Annotated in this window: 18 protein-coding genes; 11 read left to right on the forward strand and 7 right to left on the reverse strand. The window is 68.9% G+C overall.

Going from position 1 to position 17,009, the window contains the following annotated elements; translation table 11 throughout:
* The first annotated feature begins 129 nt into the window (after window positions 1-129).
* From efp to VNJ48_RS08380, 4 genes are all read left to right on the forward strand, one after another.
* The gene (efp, locus tag VNJ48_RS08365) at window positions 130-693 is read left to right on the forward strand and encodes an elongation factor P (RefSeq protein ID WP_297733542.1); all 564 of its coding nucleotides are present in this window, start codon (window positions 130-132) and stop codon (window positions 691-693) included.
* A gap of 2 nt (window positions 694-695) precedes the next feature.
* The gene (gene nusB / locus VNJ48_RS08370) at window positions 696-1,106 is read left to right on the forward strand and encodes a transcription antitermination factor NusB (RefSeq protein WP_325600995.1); all 411 of its coding nucleotides are present in this window, start codon (window positions 696-698) and stop codon (window positions 1,104-1,106) included.
* A 63-nt stretch (window positions 1,107-1,169) separates the two neighbouring features.
* Entirely contained in the window at window positions 1,170-1,991 is an 822-nt protein-coding gene (locus VNJ48_RS08375; RefSeq protein ID WP_325600997.1) for a DUF1206 domain-containing protein, read from the forward strand.
* Window positions 1,992-2,001: 10 nt separating this feature from the next.
* Entirely contained in the window at window positions 2,002-3,363 is a 1,362-nt protein-coding gene (locus tag VNJ48_RS08380) for an NAD(P)/FAD-dependent oxidoreductase (RefSeq protein WP_325600999.1), read from the forward strand.
* A 27-nt stretch (window positions 3,364-3,390) separates the two neighbouring features.
* Here VNJ48_RS08380 and VNJ48_RS08385 read toward each other — a convergent pair whose 3' ends face one another.
* The 3 genes from VNJ48_RS08385 to VNJ48_RS08395 form a co-directional block, all read right to left on the reverse strand.
* Complete coding sequence (locus VNJ48_RS08385) at window positions 3,391-4,092, reverse strand: TetR/AcrR family transcriptional regulator (RefSeq protein ID WP_325601001.1); 702 nt, start codon at window positions 4,090-4,092, stop codon at window positions 3,391-3,393.
* Between the two features lie 70 nt (window positions 4,093-4,162).
* Window positions 4,163-4,648, reverse strand: a complete 486-nt coding sequence (locus VNJ48_RS08390; RefSeq protein WP_325601003.1) for an SMI1/KNR4 family protein — start codon at window positions 4,646-4,648, stop codon at window positions 4,163-4,165.
* A gap of 9 nt (window positions 4,649-4,657) precedes the next feature.
* Entirely contained in the window at window positions 4,658-6,166 is a 1,509-nt protein-coding gene (locus VNJ48_RS08395) for an ATP-dependent DNA ligase (RefSeq protein WP_325601005.1), read from the reverse strand.
* Between the two features lie 569 nt (window positions 6,167-6,735).
* Between VNJ48_RS08395 and VNJ48_RS08400 the strand changes: the two genes are divergently transcribed.
* A complete protein-coding gene (locus tag VNJ48_RS08400; protein ID WP_325601008.1) occupies window positions 6,736-7,332 on the forward strand; it encodes a DUF559 domain-containing protein in 597 nt (198 codons plus the stop codon).
* An 86-nt stretch (window positions 7,333-7,418) separates the two neighbouring features.
* Here the strand turns inward: VNJ48_RS08400 and VNJ48_RS08405 are convergent, their stop codons facing one another.
* Complete coding sequence (locus tag VNJ48_RS08405; protein ID WP_325601010.1) at window positions 7,419-8,264, reverse strand: tryptophan 2,3-dioxygenase; 846 nt, start codon at window positions 8,262-8,264, stop codon at window positions 7,419-7,421.
* Between the two features lie 46 nt (window positions 8,265-8,310).
* Between VNJ48_RS08405 and VNJ48_RS08410 the strand changes: the two genes are divergently transcribed.
* Window positions 8,311-9,237, forward strand: coding sequence for a DNA-3-methyladenine glycosylase 2 family protein (locus tag VNJ48_RS08410; protein WP_325601012.1), 927 nt, complete (start codon window positions 8,311-8,313; stop codon window positions 9,235-9,237).
* A 15-nt stretch (window positions 9,238-9,252) separates the two neighbouring features.
* Here VNJ48_RS08410 and VNJ48_RS08415 read toward each other — a convergent pair whose 3' ends face one another.
* Window positions 9,253-10,500: a phospholipase D-like domain-containing protein gene (locus VNJ48_RS08415; RefSeq protein ID WP_325601014.1), complete on the reverse strand. Its 1,248-nt coding sequence runs from the start codon at window positions 10,498-10,500 to the stop codon at window positions 9,253-9,255.
* A gap of 54 nt (window positions 10,501-10,554) precedes the next feature.
* Between VNJ48_RS08415 and uvrB the strand changes: the two genes are divergently transcribed.
* On the forward strand, window positions 10,555-12,684 hold the full coding sequence (uvrB, locus tag VNJ48_RS08420) for an excinuclease ABC subunit UvrB (RefSeq protein WP_325601015.1): 2,130 nt from the start codon (window positions 10,555-10,557) through the stop codon (window positions 12,682-12,684).
* A gap of 194 nt (window positions 12,685-12,878) precedes the next feature.
* Here the strand turns inward: uvrB and VNJ48_RS08425 are convergent, their stop codons facing one another.
* On the reverse strand, window positions 12,879-13,433 hold the full coding sequence (locus VNJ48_RS08425; RefSeq protein WP_325601017.1) for a DUF1707 domain-containing protein: 555 nt from the start codon (window positions 13,431-13,433) through the stop codon (window positions 12,879-12,881).
* 79 nt (window positions 13,434-13,512) lie between these two features.
* Here VNJ48_RS08425 and VNJ48_RS08430 point away from each other — a divergent pair, with 79 nt between their 5' ends.
* The 4 genes from VNJ48_RS08430 to VNJ48_RS08445 all read left to right on the forward strand — a co-directional run bounded on the left by VNJ48_RS08430 (window position 13,513) and on the right by VNJ48_RS08445 (window position 16,340).
* On the forward strand, window positions 13,513-14,061 hold the full coding sequence (locus tag VNJ48_RS08430; protein WP_325601019.1) for a hemerythrin domain-containing protein: 549 nt from the start codon (window positions 13,513-13,515) through the stop codon (window positions 14,059-14,061).
* 165 nt (window positions 14,062-14,226) lie between these two features.
* Entirely contained in the window at window positions 14,227-14,721 is a 495-nt protein-coding gene (locus VNJ48_RS08435) for a hypothetical protein (RefSeq protein ID WP_325601021.1), read from the forward strand.
* On the forward strand, window positions 14,718-15,305 hold the full coding sequence (locus tag VNJ48_RS08440; protein ID WP_325601023.1) for a hypothetical protein: 588 nt from the start codon (window positions 14,718-14,720) through the stop codon (window positions 15,303-15,305). Before VNJ48_RS08435 ends, VNJ48_RS08440 begins: the two co-directional genes overlap by 4 nt.
* Window positions 15,306-15,374: 69 nt before the next feature.
* Entirely contained in the window at window positions 15,375-16,340 is a 966-nt protein-coding gene (locus VNJ48_RS08445; protein WP_325601025.1) for an NAD(P)/FAD-dependent oxidoreductase, read from the forward strand.
* Between the two features lie 6 nt (window positions 16,341-16,346).
* On the opposite strand, the gene VNJ48_RS08450 is transcribed toward VNJ48_RS08445, so the two are convergent.
* Window positions 16,347-16,943, reverse strand: a complete 597-nt coding sequence (locus VNJ48_RS08450; RefSeq protein ID WP_325601027.1) for a TetR family transcriptional regulator — start codon at window positions 16,941-16,943, stop codon at window positions 16,347-16,349.
* Between the last annotated feature and the right edge of the window lie 66 nt (window positions 16,944-17,009).

Genomic DNA, 17,009 nt, shown 5'->3' on the forward strand with positions numbered 1-17,009 from the left:
GTCCATGACGTCAGAGGTCATGGTCACGGGACGCCCATTTCCTCAAGCCTCGTGGCCGCCCTCTAGACTTGGCGGTCGGCCCGAGTCGGGTCGAGGGCAGACACACGACGAGAAGGCGGACTGGCGCGCATGGCAACCACCAATGACCTGAAGAACGGCATGGTCCTCAACATCGAGGGCCAGCTCTGGGCCGTCGTCGAGTTCCAGCACGTCAAGCCCGGCAAGGGCCCGGCATTCGTGCGCACCAAGCTCCGCAACGTCGAGTCCGGCAAGAACGTCGACAAGACGTTCAACGCCGGCACCAAGGTCGAGACGGCCAACGTCGACAAGCGCACCATGCAGTACCTCTACAACGACGGCACGTCCTACGTCTTCATGGACACCTCGACCTACGACCAGCTCGAGGTCGCCCCCGAGGTCGTCGGCAACGCGAAGAACTTCATGCTGGAGAACCAGGACGCCATCGTGGCCACCAACGAGGGCCGGGTGCTCTTCGTGGAGCTGCCGGCCTCCGTCGAGCTGCTGATCGCCGAGACCGAGCCGGGCCTGCAGGGCGACCGCTCCACCGGTGGCACCAAGCCTGCGACGCTCGAGACCGGGCACCAGATCCAGGTCCCGCTCTTCATCACCAGCGGCGAGAAGGTCAAGGTCGACACTCGCGACTCGTCCTACCTCGGCCGCGTCAAGGGCTGAGAGTGTCTGCTCGCGGCAAGGCCCGCAAGCGCGCTCTCGACCTGCTCTACGCCTCGGAGATGCGCAGCGAGAACGCCGTCGTGGCGCTCGACCGCGCCATCGCGGAGGGCGAAGGCCCGACGAACGACTACACGGACCTGCTCGTGCGTGGGGTCGTCGAGCACCAGGCCAGCATCGACGAGGTCTTGTCGACGTACAGCCAGGGATGGACCCTGGCCCGCATGCCCGCGGTCGACCGCAACGTCCTGCGCATCGGCGTCTTCGAGATGACGTATGTCGACGACGTGCCCGACGCGGTGGCGGTCTCCGAAGCCATCGCGCTGGTGCGCGAGTTGTCGACCGACGAGTCGCCCACGTTCGTCAACGGCATCCTCGGCGCGATCGCCAAGGCCACACCCGCTGGGCCTGCCTGACCCGCTGACGTCGTGACCCCAGGGGTGAGCCGCGCCCCACGGTGCGCATGGTTGGGTGTGCCCATGGGAGAAGTTGCCGAGAAGGCTGACGAGCTGGGGCGCAAAGCCGACCAGAGCGACTGGATTGACCACGCGGTCCGCGCCGGACTGGTGGCCTACGGGGTCGTCCACCTGATTGTCGCTTGGCTGGCCGCCCAGCTGGCGTTGGGTGACAAGTCGGAGAGCGCGTCGAACGCCGGTGCTCTCCACTCGCTGGCGGAGCAGCCGATGGGTGCCTTCCTGGTGTGGCTGGTCGCCATCGGCATGCTGCTCCTCGTCGCCTGGCGGCTGCTGGAGTTCGCGACCGGCTACCGCGACGAGTCCGACGACAAGAAGAAGTGGCGCAAGCGTGCCGGATCGCTCGGGAAGGCTGTCATCTACGGCGCGCTGGCCTGGAGCGCGATCAAGACCGCAGCCGGAGACGGCTCCAGCGGCGGCACCGACTCCACGACGGCCAAGCTGATGGGCCTGCCCGGTGGCCAGCTGATCGTCGGCGCGGTGGCGCTGGGCGTCATCGCGTACGGCATCTCGCTGATCATCCGAGGCTGGACCGAGAAATTCACCGAGCACCTCGACGCCCAGGGTCAGTCCGGCAAGGACGGCTCCACCTACGTCCTCTTCGGCAAGATCGGCTACATCGCCAAGGGCATCGCGATCATGATCGTCGGCGGGCTGTTCGCCTATGCCGCGATCACGCACAAGGCGAAGAAGTCGGGCGGCCTCGACCAGGCCCTGCAGACCGTCCTCGAGCAGCCGTTCGGGGTGCCGATGCTGCTGGCGATCGCGCTGGGCATCGCGTGCTACGGACTCTTCTGCTTCGCCCGGGCCCGTCACCTGGACCGTTGAGCGGCCTGGCATGAGCCAACACGTCGCGTGTGACGTCATCGTCCTCGGGCTCGGTCCGGGAGGTCAGGAGCTGGCCACGGAGCTGGCCGAGGCGGGTCTGGACGTCGTGGGTGTCGAGATGCACCTGGTGGGCGGCGAGTGCCCCTTCTACGGGTGTACGCCGACCAAGCTGATGATCCGCGCCTCCCATCTCATCGGCAGCGTGCACCTCGCGGACCGCCTCAGCGGGCCCGCGTCGGTGACCCCGGACTGGTCCCGTCCGGCGGGTCGGATCACCGACGAGGCGACGAAGGGCTGGACCGACGATGCCAACGCGGACGCGGTGCAGAAAGCCGGGGTGCGCCTGGTCCGCGGTCGCGGGCGGCTGACTGCGCCCGGCGTCGTGGAGGTCGACGGCGTCTCGTACACCGCTGCCCGCGGTGTCGTCCTCAACACCGGCACCGAGCCGCTCGTGCTGCCCATCGACGGGCTCGACCAGACGCCGTACTGGACAAACCGTGACGTCGTGCAGGTCACCGAGCTGCCGGCGAGCCTGGCGATCATCGGGGGCGGCCCCATCGGCTGCGAGATCGCCCAGGCGATGGCCCGCTTCGGTGTCGAGGTCACCGTCCTCGAGATGGCCGACCGGCTGCTCGCGGTGGAGGAACCCGAGTCGAGCGCGCTGGTCACGCGGGTGTTCGACGACGAGGGCATCACCGTGCACACAGGCGTGGAGATCTCCCGAGTCGACCATGACGCGGGCTTCACCGTCACCGCAGGCGACCTCCGCGTCGAGGCGGAACGACTGCTCGTGGCTGCGGGTCGCAGCGACAACGTCACCGACATCGGGCTCGAGGCCGTCGGCCTGGACCCGAGCGCACCCCGGGTCGAGACCGACGAGCGGATGCGGGCGGGGGAGAAGCTCTGGGCGATCGGTGACATCACCGGCCACGGTCGCTTCACCCACGTCTCGAGCTACCAGGCCGAGGTGGCGAAGGCCGACATCCTGGGTGAGGACGGCCCGATCGCCGACTACCGCGCCGTCAGCCGGGTCACCTTCACCGACCCCGAGATCGGGTCCGTCGGCCTGAGCGAGGAGCAGGCGAGCAAGCAGGGTCTCGACGTCCGCACCGGCTTCGCGGACATCAGCGGGTCCGCCCGGGGCTGGCTCGACGGGGCCGGCAACCTCGGTCACATCAAGCTGGTCGCGGACGCGTCGACGGGACTGCTGGTGGGTGCCAGCGCCGTCGGCCCGACCGGCGGCGACCTCGTCGCGCTCCTGGCGCTCGCCATCCACGCGAAGGTCCCGCCGTCGACCGTTCGACGCATGCACTTCGCCTTCCCGACCTACCACGGTTCAGTGATGACCGCGCTGGACGACCTGGGGCTCTAGCGGTCTGGTGCTCAGATGCCCTGGTGCTCAGATGCCCTGGTGGGCCAGGGCGAGCGCCGAGGTGACGAGATAGGTCTTGACCTGCTCGCCCGTGACGCGGTGGATGCGCGGGATGCCGGGCGCGGCCTCGCTCACCAGCATCCCGACGCGCGCCAGCTGGAGGGAACCGAGGCCGCTGGCGTAGAGCTGGTTGGCGAGCAGGGTGGTGTCCTCGACGTGGAAGTCGCCGGACTCGATGCCGTCATCGAGGACGCGCGCCACCACGGTGAGGCAGCTCGAGATCGCCCGGCCGAGACGGAACATCGCGCTCTCGCTGATCTCCTCGAGCAGCTCGGGACCGGTGCGCCGCATCAACGTCTGCGCGCAGTCCACGAAGGCGGGGTGATCCAGGCCGAAGTCGACGAAGGCGCTCACGGTCGCCCGCAACCGTTCCTCGGCTGCGTCGAGCCCGTGCACGCTCTCGCGCAGGAGCCCCCGCAGATCGTCGAGGTAGCCCACCAGCGTGAGGGCGAAGAGCTCCTCCTTGCCGGTGAAGTGGCGATAGACGATGGCCCGGTTGATGCCGACCGCCTGGGCGATGTCCTCGATCTGTGCGTCCCGCACACCCCGCTGGTCGAAGAGCGCGCGCGTCGCGTCGAGGATCTCGCGCTCGCGCTGGTGTCGGCGGGCTGCTGCCGCCGAACGGCGGCCGTCGACCCGCGGGGTCTCATCGGCGACGGGGCTGATCATGGAGACGAGTCTAGGCACGAGCAACAGGCAGTTGCACAGGCGCGACGGGGAAATTCATCCCTTCCGGACGTCACCACGCAAACTCGTCAACCGACACCAGGCCGTTCACGAACGTGACGAAGTCGGGGGCGATGGGGGTGATCCGGTAGCTCGCTTCCTGGTCGACGTGCACGACGCTGGGCTCGCCGGGGACTCGATAGTCGAGGGCGATCATGTCGTGCCCAGCGGAGGGACAGTCAGCGAAGTAGACACCGACGTCTGGGTATCCCCACTCGTGGACCCAGAAGGCGCTTCCAGTCTCGCCACACAGGCTGAACCGTGCCGTCCTGCCGATGGCGGCGATGAAGGTGACGCCGACATGGTCGTCCGCCCATGTCGTCGGCGATGGGGAGGGATAGCCGTTGCGAGCGAGGTATCCGCCGTTGTGGATCCGACTCAGCGCGACGTAGGCCGCGGGCAACCTCACGTCGAGCTCTTCCTCGATGGACCGGATGAGGCCGTCGCCGGGCGGTCCCTCCAACGCCGGTCCGCCGAAGATCGTGGGGTCAGCGTCCATGGGCGGAGCCTAGGTGAGGAACGCTCGGACGGTGTCGAGCGTGTCGGCCTCGTCAGGTCGCTTGTCGTCGCGGTAGCGGACCACTCGCGCGAAGCGCAGGGCGACGCCGCCGGGATAGCGGACCGAGCGCTGGACCCCGTCGATGGCGATCTCGACGACCTGCTCGGGACGGACCGTGACGACCCACCCGTCGTCGGAGACCTGTAGCTCGGTGAAGCGCTCCGTCTGCCAGGCCAACATGTCGTCGGTCATCCCCTTGAAGGTCTTGCCGAGCATCACGAAGCCACCCGTCTCCGGGTCGCGGGCGCCGAGGTGGATGTTGGACAGCAGGCCCTTGCGGCGGCCGCTGCCACGCTCGACGGCGAGCACGACGAGGTCCAGGGTGTGCACCGGCTTGACCTTGACCCAGGCCGATCCGCGCCGGCCGGCTTCGTAGAAGGCGTCCGGGTCCTTGACGATGACGCCCTCGTGCCCGCTGGCCAGTGTGGCTTCGACGAAGGTCGCAGCGGCTTCGGCGTCGTCGGTGACCAGTCGGGGCACCCGGTGCTGCTCGGGCACCAGCCGGTCGAGGGCGGCCGTCCGCTCGTGCCCAGGGGCGTCGAGCAGGTCGGTGCCGTCGAGGTGGAGCAGGTCGAAGAAGTAGGGCACCACGGCGGCACCGGTCGACTGCGCCGTCCGCGACGCCGTCTCCTGGAACGGCCGTGGCCGTCCGTCGGGACCGAGCATCAGGGCCTCGCCGTCGAGGACCAGGTCGCCACCGGGCAGGGCACGCACCACGTCCACCACCTCGGGGAGCCGGGCGGTGATGTCGTCGAGGCTGCGAGTCACGAGCAGCACGTCGCCCCCATGCCGATGGGCCTGGATGCGGATGCCGTCGAGCTTCGCGTCGATGACCACCGGACCGCTCGGGACAGCCTTGGCCATGGCCGCCCCGACGTCGGGAGCGCTGGACGCGAGCATCGGCAGCACCGGCCGGCCGACCTCGAGGCCGAACTCCGCCAACGCTGCCTCGCCACCGTCGAACGCGGCAACTGCTGCGGCCAGGGTGCTGCCGGAGAGCATCGCGCTGCGGCGTACGGCGGACAGCGGAACCCCGGCGACCTGGGCGACCGCCTCCTGCACGAGCGCGTCCAGCGCTCCCTGGCGCACCTCCCCGGTGACCAGACCGCGCAGCCACGCCTGCTCCGGCGCAGTGGCGCGGGCGAAGAGCGCGTCCACGGCAACCCTGCGGCTCGCCTGCGAGCCCGACCCGGCGATCCGCGCGAGGGCCTCGAACGCCTCGTGCACCTCGGTCGCCGTCAACGACGGCTCCGTGGCGGGTTCCGGCAGCGCGTTGAGCCCCCGCCAGCCCAGTCCCGTGCGGCGTTGCCGCAGCGAACCGCCGAGGTAGCTGACCACCGTCTCCAGCTCGCCGGGGTCCGTAGCCCGCAGCGCGTCGGCGAGCGCGGCGACCTTGGCCTTGCGGGACCTGGTGGCAGCGACGGCTGTCGAGGTGGCGACAATGTCGGCGAGCAGCATGAGGACAGTGTGCCCGGGCTCACCGACGGCCGCGCGAGTTCCGATCCTCCGAGCGATCCTGCTGTCCGGGCGCCTGTTTTGCAGCAGGTTCGCTCGGAAGCCCGGCGAGGCTGTGGAGGAACGATCGACCCGGCGAATCTGCTGGGACACGATCGTCGGATGGCACACCGCTGGGACCCTCGTGCACCTCACCCCGGCCGACTCGTGCTGCCCGTGCGCATCGATCCGACCGGCAAGACCGGGCCGACCCCGGCCCAGGCGCGGGGGCCTGCCTGGCGGCGTACGTCGCAGGGTTCTACGTCCCGGCGGGGACTCGCCAGGACCATCCTGAGCAGCGGATCGCAGAGGCTTCAGTCCGGCTGTCGAGGCCAGCAGCCCGGATCACGGGCTGGGCGGCATGTCGGCTGAACGGAGCCAACTTCTTCGACGGCCTCGAGCGGGACGGTCGTACCCAGCTCGGGGTTCCGGTCTGCGTCGGCCCCCGCGGCCAGCTGGCGTCGGCGGGCCTGAGGGTGGCCTACTGGTCGATCCCTGCGGAGCACCACGCGATCCGACACGGACTGGCCACGGTGGACGAACTGTGGGCCACCGCCGACGCGGCGCGCCTGGCGCCGGGCTTCGTGGAAGCAGTCGTCGTTGTCGACATGATGTGCGCTGCCGAGCTGGTCTCGATCCGGCAGCTGCGCGCAAGCGGTCTGCGCTTCGCTCCGGGTGTGCTGGATGCCGCGAGCGAGCACTCCTTGTCCCCCAACGAGGTGCGTTGCCGCCTGCGTTGCGTCGCGGCGGTGCCCGGGGTGACATGGCAGGTCAACTGCCCCATCTACGACCGCTCCGGCCGGTTGCTGGGGATCGCCGACCTGCTGGACCTCGTGGCCGGCCTCGTCGTCGAGTTCGACGGGGCCGAGCACCGAGCAGCGCTGCGGCACACCAAGGACGTGGTGAAGGAGGACGCGCTGCGCAGGGTCGGGATCGAGGTGGTGCGGGTGACCGGAGCGGAGGTGGATGACGAGCCAGTCGTGACGGCGCGGGTCCGGGCCGGCCGGAGCCGCGCCGCGTTCGAGCCCGAGTCGCAGCGGCTCTGGGTCGCCCGGCCTCCGCAGGGCACCCTGCACGATCGGATCGAGGAACGTGCCTTCGCCCGGTCTGCCTACGACCCGGCGCGCTGAAGGTCCGAGCGATCCTGCTGTCTGCGGGCCCTGATGTGCAGCAGGAACGCTCGGTATGTCGCAGCCAATCGCTCCGACCGGACCCGTCAGTCCCCGATCCGCGTGCGCACCTCGAACAGCTCCGGGAAGAACGTGAGGTCGAGAGCCCGGCGCAGGAACGAGACCCCCGACGACCCGCCGGTGCCCGTCTTGTGACCGATGATGCGCTGCACCACCTGGAGGTGCCGGAACCGCCACTGCTGGAAGTTGTCCTCCACGTCGACCAGCTCCTCGCAGGCCTCGTAGACGCCCCAGTGCTTGGTCGTGTCGGCGTAGACCTCGGCGAAGACGTCGACCAGGCCCGAGGACGAGACGTGCGGGGACGTCACGTCCCGGTCGAGGACGTCGGCGGGAATGGCATAGCCGCGGCGGGCGAGGTAGGCCAGGAACTCGTCGTAGAGCGACCGTTCGTTGAGCAGCTCGGCCAGCACGTCGTGCGCTGCTTGGTCGTGCGCAAAGACGCCCACCATGTCGGCGTCCTTGTTGCCGAGCAGGAACTCGACCTCGCGGTACTGCGCGGACTGGAAGCCCGATGACGTGGCGAGGAAGGGCCGGATCTCGGCGTACTCGCTCGGCGTCAGGGTGGCGAGCACGGACCACTGGTCGGTCAGCACCCGCTGGATCTGCTTGACCCGCGCCAGTCGCTTCAGCGCCGGTGCCAGGTCGTCGCCGGCGACCAGGTCCCGGGCCGAGCGCAGCTCGTGCACCATCAGCTTCAGCCACAGCTCGGAGGTCTGGTGCTGGATGATGAACAGCAGCTCGTCGTGCAGCAGCGGGTCGCTCTGCGGTTGTTGGGCGTCCAGCAGCAGGTCCAGGCGCAGGTAGTCGCCGTACGACATCTGGCTCTTGAAGTCCTTCTCGATGCCGGCCTCGATCTCGCGCTTGGATGCCATGAGGGCAATCTATCGACCGTCGGTGCCGTGACCTACCGTTCGGGGCATGCAGGAGCAGACGCGGACCTGGGAGCCGTCCTGGCCGTGCGCGGTCGGTCGCATGCTGCGCCAGCAACGCCGCGGGGCCCGTGACCCGTCCTACCGCATCGACGACGCGACCGGGACGCACTGGCGTGGCATCCGTACCCCCGAGGGCGCTGCGACGCTGAGCATCCGACAGGGCCCCCGTGGTGAGGTCCAGGCCGCCGCGTGGGGCCCGGGAACGCGATGGGCGCTCGACAGCGTCCCGAGTCTGCTGGGTGCGCACGACGACCCGTCGACGTTCGAGCCGCGCCACCCCCTGCTGGTCGAGGCCAGCAGGCGCCACCCGCACGTGCGCTTCGGTGCCTCCGGCCTCGTGATGCAGGCGCTGATCCCCAGCATCATCGAGCAGAAGGTCACCGGCCAGGAGGCGTTCGCGGGCTACCGCGCCCTCGTGATGCGGTACGGCGACCACGCGCCCGGTCCCGCCCAGCAGCTGCGGCTGTGGGTGCCGCCCGATGCCGCGACCGTGCGGATGATCCCCAGCTGGGCGTGGCTGGAGATGCACATCGACCACGCGCGGTCCCGGGCGATCGTCACCGCGGCGCGGGTCGCAGAGGCGCTGGAGCGGCACGACGGGCCGGCGGACCTCGACCGTCGCCTGTGCAGCCTGCCGGGGATCGGCGCCTGGACCAGTGCTGAGGTGCGCTCCCGCGCACTCGGGGACCCCGATGCGGTGAGCTTCGGGGACTACCACGTCGCCAAGGACGTCGGCTGGGCGATGACTGGTGAGGAGTTCGACGACCGCCAGCTGGCGGAGTTCCTCGAGCCGTGGCGTCCGCAGCGCAACCGGGCGGTGGTGCTCATCATGCTGGCCAAGGGAGGACGCCCGCGCCACGGCGCAAGGATGGCGCCGCGTACGCACCTGCCCGGCCGAACCCCCGGTCGCTGACTGCAGCAGCGGGCCTCAGAGGAGTGGGCGCAGGGGGGCCAGCACGAACTCGGTGAACTTGCGGTGCAGGTCGCGCGCCTCCCACTCCTGGCTGGTGAGCTCGAGACAGTTCGACTGGTCGCGGAGGAAGATCTCCTCGAGCACCTCGGCCATGCCCTCGTCGATGACCTCGACATTGATCTCGTAGTTGCCCTGGAGGCTGAGCCGGTCGACGTTCGCCGTCCCGACGGTCGACCAGTTCCCGTCGATGGTCGACGTCTTGGCGTGCACCATGGCGTCCTTGAACCGGAAGATCCGCACCCCGGCGGTCAGGAGCTGGGAGAAGTAGCCGCGCGAGATCCAGTCGGCCACGATGTGGTTGGACTTCAGCGGCACCAGCAGACGGACGTCCACCCCCCGCGCAGAGGCGTCCTTGAGTGTGTCCACGAAGTCCTGGTCCGGGATGAAATAGGCGTGCGTCATCCAGATGTTGCGCGTCGCGCGATTGATGGCCTCGAGGTACATGTTCCGGATGGGGAACATCCACAGTCGCGGCACGTTGCGGGAGAACCGGATCCGGGGCTCCCACGTGGAGGCCGCCGCCTCGAGGAGGAGCGGCCGCTCGCTGTGGCCGATCCGCTTGCGACGGTTGAGGTTCCAGAAGTCGGCGAAGGCGCGGGTGAGATCCCAGACGCCGGGCCCGGTGATGCGGATGTGCGTGTCGCGCCACTCGGTGGCGTACGGAGTGCCGATGTTGTAGCCGCCGACGAAGCCGACCTCCTCGTCGATCACGAGGATCTTGCGGTGGTCGCGGCCGTAGCCCCGGAGGCGCCAGAACCTCAGGCCGGGCGTCCAGACGGGGTAGCGCAGCACCTTGAGGGTCGGCGGGAAGTGCTTGAAGGCGGGGGAGACGACGAGGTTGGCGAAGCCGTCGTAGATGCAATAGACCTCGACGCCCCTGTCGGCAGCCGCGATCAGTGCCGACTTGAAGTCCTCACCGACCTCGTCGCCCTTCCAGATGTAGGTCTCGAAGAGGATCTGCTTCTGCGCACCGTTGATCGCCTCAAGCATGTCGGCGTAGAGGTCGCGACCGAACGTGTAGGTCGTCAGCGTGCCCTCGCCGACCTCGACGGTCCGCGGCGGCGTGACCGGGAACGGCTTGGGCTTCTTGCCCCGGCGGCGGTAGGAGTCGACGAAGGACAATGCGATCGCGAGGGCGATCTGGAAGCCGAAGACCGACATGAGGGTACGGCGCACGACTCTCAGCAGACGGTCGGCTCTCACAGACACAACATAGCGAGCGGCTTCACTGTCGGTGGTCACCCGTAGGCTCGACGCATGCGTCCAGTGACAGATCTCGAGCGCCGCGTGGCCCCCTTCCAGGTGGTTTCCGACTACACCCCCTCCGGCGATCAACCGACCGCGATCGCAGACATCGCCGAGCGCGTCGGCGCCGGCGAGCAGGACATCGTGCTGCTCGGCGCGACCGGCACCGGCAAGACGGCCACGGTCGCCTGGGTGGCCGAGAAACTGCAGCGACCGATGCTGGTGCTCCAGCCCAACAAGACGCTGGCGGCGCAGTTCGCCAACGAGCTGCGGATGCTCTTCCCGGACAACGCGATCGAATACTTCGTCAGCTACTACGACTACTACCAGCCGGAGGCCTACGTCCCGCAGACCGACACCTACATCGAGAAGGACTCCTCGATCAACGAGGAGGTCGAGCGGCTTCGCCACAGCGCGACCAACTCACTGCTGACCCGGCGCGACGTGATCGTGGTCAGCACCGTGTCCTGCATCTACGGCCTCGGCACCCCCCAGGAATACGTCGACCGCATGCTTCGCCTCCGGGTGGGCGAGGAGCACGACCGCGACTCGATCCTGCGCCGCCTCGTGGAGATCCAATACACCCGCAACGACATGACCTTCACGCGTGGCACGTTCCGGGTCCGCGGCGACACCCTCGAGATCTTCCCGGTCTACGAGGAGCTCGCCGTGCGTATCGAGTTCTTCGGCGACGAGATCGAGCGGATGATGACGCTGCACCCGATCTCGGGCGAGGTCATCACCGAGGACAAGGAGCTCTACGTCTTCCCGGCGACCCACTACGTCGCCGGCCCGGCACGCATGGAGCGCGCGATCAAGGGGATCGAGCTGGAGCTGGAGGACCAGCTCGCCACCTTCGAGCGCCAGGGCAAGCTGCTCGAGGCGCAGCGCCTGCGGATGCGGACCACCTACGACGTCGAGATGATGCGCCAGGTCGGTTCGTGCTCGGGCATCGAGAACTACTCGATGCACATGGACGGTCGCACCCGCGGCACGGCGCCCAACACCCTGCTCGACTACTTCCCCGAGGACTTCATGCTCGTGGTCGACGAGTCGCACGTCGCGATCCCGCAGATCGGCGGGATGTACGAGGGCGACATGTCCCGCAAGCGCAACCTGGTCGATCACGGGTTCCGCCTGCCCAGCGCGATGGACAACCGACCGCTGAAGTTCGAGGAGTTCCTCGACCGCATCGGCCAGACGATCTATCTCTCGGCGACCCCCGGCAACTACGAGCTCGACAAGGTCGGCGGCAAGGACAACACCGTCGAGCAGATCATCCGCCCGACCGGGCTGATCGACCCCGAGGTCGTCATCAAGCCGACGAAGGGTCAGATCGACGACCTGATCCACGAGATCCGCACGCGCGCCGACAAGAACGAGCGGGTGCTCGTCACGACGTTGACCAAGAAGATGTCCGAGGACCTCACTGACTACCTCCTCGACGCCGGCATCCGCACCCGCTACCTCCACTCCGAGGTCGACACGCTGCGGCGCATCGAGCTGTTGCGGGAGCTGCGCATGGGCGAATACGACGTGCTGGTCGGCATCAACCTGCTCCGCGAGGGTCTCGACCTGCCCGAGGTGTCGCTCGTCTCGATCCTCGACGCCGACAAGGAGGGCTTCCTGCGCTCGGACAAGTCGCTCATCCAGACGATTGGTCGCGCGGCTCGCAACGTGTCGGGCCAGGTCCACATGTATGCCGACAAGATCACGCCCTCGATGGAGGCGGCCATCGACGAGACCAACCGTCGACGCGCCATCCAGGTGGCCTACAACACCGAGCGCGGTATCGACCCCCAACCGCTGCGCAAGAAGATCGCCGACATCACCGAGATGCTGGCCCGCGAGGACGAGAACACCCAGGAGCTCCTCCAGACCTGGGCCGACGTGGGTCAGAAGGGCCGGGCCGGTGGAGTCAAGCCCGGCAAGTCTCCGACGCCTGCCCTGTCGAAGCTCAAGAACTCGCTGCCGGACGCGGCCGGGATCCCGTCGTCCGACCTCGCCGAGCTGATCCAGCAGCTGACCGACCAGATGAGGGCGGCTGCTGCCGAGCTCCAGTTCGAGGTCGCTGCTCGCCTTCGCGACGAGGTCAACGAGCTGAAGAAGGAACTACGCCAGATGATGGAAGCGACGAAGTGAGGAGCGGTGCGCGCGGGCCGAGGAACGAGGTCTGTGGCGCACCCGACGAGCGGGGAGCTGCGCGAGCGAAGCGAGCGCCGGCGACCAAGTGAGCGGCAGCGAAGACATGAGGAGGGACGCGCGAACTGTGCGAGCGCCGGCGACGAAGTAGTCACGACCACCGACCGTGCAAGCGCGGGCGCCCACTGAAGGCCTCAGGCGTCGGAGCCCGGCTCCAGCTCACTCGCCGCGCGCGCCTCAACCGCCTTGCGCTCGCGTTTCAGGAGCTTGCGCTCGTGCTCCTGGATGATGTCCCTCTTGTTGAGCTGGGTGCGCATCGTGTTCATCGCGGCGGCCAGCATCGGGAAGAGCGGCCACGGGAACCCGCCGAGCATGGTGGCGGCCCAGATGGTCCAGGTGATGACGGAGATGCCGACGAGTCCCATGACGGCCTCGCGTCGGTCTTTGGCCCACAGGTCTACGGCCTGTTCGTGCAGACCGAGCGCTTCTGGGCCACGGGCGGCGATCGCCGACCCGGGGTCGTCGGGGACCAGGTCCTCAAGGTGCGGCACCAACTCGGCGAGGACGTTCGCCACCATCACCGCGGACGATCGGACGTCGTACTCCGCGTGGTCGAGGCGGCCGTCGGCGAACGCGTCACCGAGCACCCCGTGGGCGACGTCGCGATCGCGGTCGGAGGCCCGCAGCCGAGACGACTGCGGTGATCGGGGGTCATGGTCGAAGCGACCCCACACACCGGACGACGACATGCGGTCAGCATAGGCGCGGACAACCTCTTGGGAGGTGCGCAGGGTGCCATCGTCGGGCTGGGCAGCTAGCGTCGCGCCCATGAGCACTTCCATCGACCTCGGCCGGCCCGTCTCCGGCGACGTCATCGACCTGATCCTCGACGACCACCGGCGCTTCGAGACGCTGCTCCGCGACCTGCGCGACAGCACGTCGGACCGCGACGGCGTCCGCCGGGCGCTGTCTGCACTGCACGTCGCGCACGCCGAGGCGGAGGAGAAGCACGTCTACCCGACCCTGCGGCGCGAGCAGGCGATCACGGCACATGAGGCCGAGCACGGGGAGGAGGAGCACGCCGAGGGGCACGAGGCAATGCTCAAGGTGCTGGAGCTCGACGCGACCGACACCTCTGAGTTCGACGACGCCGTCGAGGAGCTGGCGACGGCGCTGAACCACCACCTCACCGAAGAGGAGCTGACCATCCTCAACCCGGCGCGCGACGAGGTGAGCGTCGAGGTGCGAGCCACGCTCGGCGACGCGTTCGTCTCCGAGCGCAACGCTCAGCTCGACGCTGGCTGCGGTGACATCGAGGACCTCCGCCGCATCGTGCAAGCGGCTGAGCGCGACGGGTTGCTCGACGGCGAGGAGTGATCGCGTTCCCAGCACCAGTGTGTGGTGCGGCCAGTCGCCTGCGCGCAACACTCCGTGCCGCGCGGGACTCCCTGCGCGATGTCAGCACGGTCGGCCTGCCAATATGCGTAGCATGAAGTGTGCACCGGCACCTCGGACCGACGACGTCACCAGGGGCGACATCTGATGGACCTACGCCGGCTCAACGTGGTCCTGATGGTGCTCGGGCTCGCGCTCGGTGCCACGGTCGCGTTCCTCGTCCAGAGTGAGGAGTCGACCGCGACCGAGGCGGAGCAGCACGGCCAGCGCAGCCTCGACGTCACCCGGGCCGCCACCGCGCAGGTGCAAGCCTTCCTGGGGATCGACCACGGCAACGTGGATGCTCAGGCGCAGGTAGTGCTGGACGGGGCCACCGGCGAGTTCAAGCAGCAGTACGCCGAGGAGCTGGACAGTCTCCGGCGCTCGGCGCGGGCGCAGCAGTCCACTGCCGAGGCGACCGTGCTCGAGGTCGGGATCAGCGACATCGACGCGACCACCGCCAGTGTCTTCGTCGCGGCCGACACCGTCGTCACCAGCAACGCGACCGACGGCACGTCCCGCACCGTGCCGTGGCGGATCCAGCTCGACATGGTCAAGGAAGGGGACCGGTGGCTCACCGCCGGTCTGCAGTTCGTGGGATGACCACCGTGACGACCTCGACGAGCACGGCCGCCGACCCAGCCACCGACCCGACCACCGGGCGTCCGCCCGGAGTGCTCGGCAGCGCTTGGCTGGCTGCGCTCCTGACGGCCGTGGTTGTCGGGCTGGCGGTGTTCGTGGGCTTCAAGGGCTACGACGTGCTCAGTCCCGCGCCGGAGCCTGCTCTCGAGTCGACCCAGATCCTCGACGCGGACGCGCGCAGCACGCTCCTCATGTCGGCGGCCGAGCTCAGCCAACGGGTCCTGACCTATCACCACGACAGCTTCGAGGAGGACATCCAGACAGCCTCGACACAGCTGACCCCGGAGTTCGCGGAGGAATACGCCCAGGCGATGAAGCAGGTCCGTGCCAACACGGCCAGGAACCGGATCTCGCAGGAGGCGACAGCCGTCTCCTCGGCGATCATCTCGGCGACCCAGGACGAGGCGCAGGTGCTGGTCTTCATCAACCAGACGACGTCCTCGGCGCGCTCGAGGGCCGAGCAAGTAGTCCGCAACCGCCTGGTGGTCGATCTCGTACGTGTCGAGGGCGACTGGACGATAGCGGGAGTCGACGCTCTCGGTTAGGTTGCAACGTCTCAGCAGCTGTGCAGAGTCTCCGCGCCGCGGAGGTCTGAGTTCGCGAGGGAGATGACCGTGCCGCAGACGGACCTGCTCATCATCGGCGCCGGGCCCACGGGCCTCTTCGCCGCCTACTACGCCGGTTTCCGCGGACTCAGCGTGGCCGTCGTCGACTCGTTGCCGGAGTTGGGCGGTCAGATCACGGCGATGTATCCCGAAAAGGCGATCCTGGATGTCGCCGGCTTCCCGACCATCAAGGGCCGGGACCTGGTGGCCGGCCTCGTGACGCAGGCCGACACGGCCAAGCCGGACTACTACCTCGACCGCACTGCCTCGACCCTCACCCATGAGGGCGACCGGGTCGTGGTCGGACTCGACGACGGCACCCGGATCGAGGCCGGCGCGGTCATGATCACGGCCGGGATCGGGAAGTTCAGCCCTCGTCCGCTACCCGCTGGTGACGGGTGGGCCGGCCGTGGGCTGGAGTTCTTCGTGCCCAGCTTTGCGCCGTACCACGGAAAGGACGTCGTCATCGTCGGCGGCGGTGACAGCGCCTTCGACTGGGCCCAGCACCTCGAGCCGATGGCCAGGTCGGTCACTCTCGTCCACCGCCGCGACGCGTTCCGGGCCCATGAGCGCACCGTGGCTGCGGTCCGGGAGTCCTCGGTGGAGATCATCACCAAGGCCCAGGTCACGGCCCTGCGCGGGGAGACCTCGGTGGAGGAGGTCGAGATCGTCGTGGACGGTCAGGAGCCGATCGTCCGGCCGGCGCAGGCCGTGGTCGCCGCGCTCGGGTTCATCGCCGACCTCGGTGCACTGCAGACGTGGGGGATCACCACCGACAAGCGGCACGTCGTCGTGGACTCCGCGATGCGCACCAACCTGCCCCGCGTCTTCGCTGCCGGTGACATCACCGAATACCCCGGCAAGGTCCGGCTCATCGCCGTCGGCTTCGGCGAGGCGGCGACGGCCGTCAACAACGCGGCCGTGGTGATCGACCCGAGCGCGCACGTCTTCCCGGGGCACTCAAGCGAGCTCTGACGCCTGTCAGCGCACGATCAGCCGGACTGCGCGCTCCATGTGCGCCACGGTCTCCGCAGTCGTGCTCCGCCCGGTCACGCAGCCGACCAACGAGGCGAGCCACACGTCGCCGACGACCCGCGCGATCGCGACGTCCTCGTCGTCGACCTCGTCGCGGTCGGGATGCATGGCGTGGGTCACGATCCGGGTGAGCAGTCGGGCGACCAGGCGGATCTCGGTGGCGACGGACCTGTCCGCGAACATGAACGCGCGAGTGAGCGCCTCGGTGAGGTGCGGGTCGTCCTCCAGGCCGCTCGTCGTCCACCGCAGGACGGTGACCACCCGGTCGGCGGGCGTGTCGCCCTCGATCCTGGAGTCCGCCAGTGCTGCCTCGGTGCGCTCGAACTCCCGGGCCAGGGCGGTGACGAGCAGATGGATCTTGGAGGGGAAGTAGCGGTAGAGCGTGCCGAGGGCGACATCGGCCCGGTCGGCGACCGCTCGCATCTGCACGGCATCAAACCCGCCCTGGCTGGCAAGCGTGATTGTGGCGTCCAGGATGCGTTCGCGCCGTTCGCGCTGGGCGGACGAGCCGAGGTCCTCGGTCGTCAGTGCGTGGATGCTCACCGGGTCTCCACGATGACGGCGGCCTCCAGGATGGCTGGCGAGGACAGATGTGTGTGACGCGCGGCA

It is taken from the genome of Nocardioides sp., assembly GCF_035576065.1.
Classification (GTDB): Bacteria; Actinomycetota; Actinomycetes; order Propionibacteriales; family Nocardioidaceae; genus Nocardioides.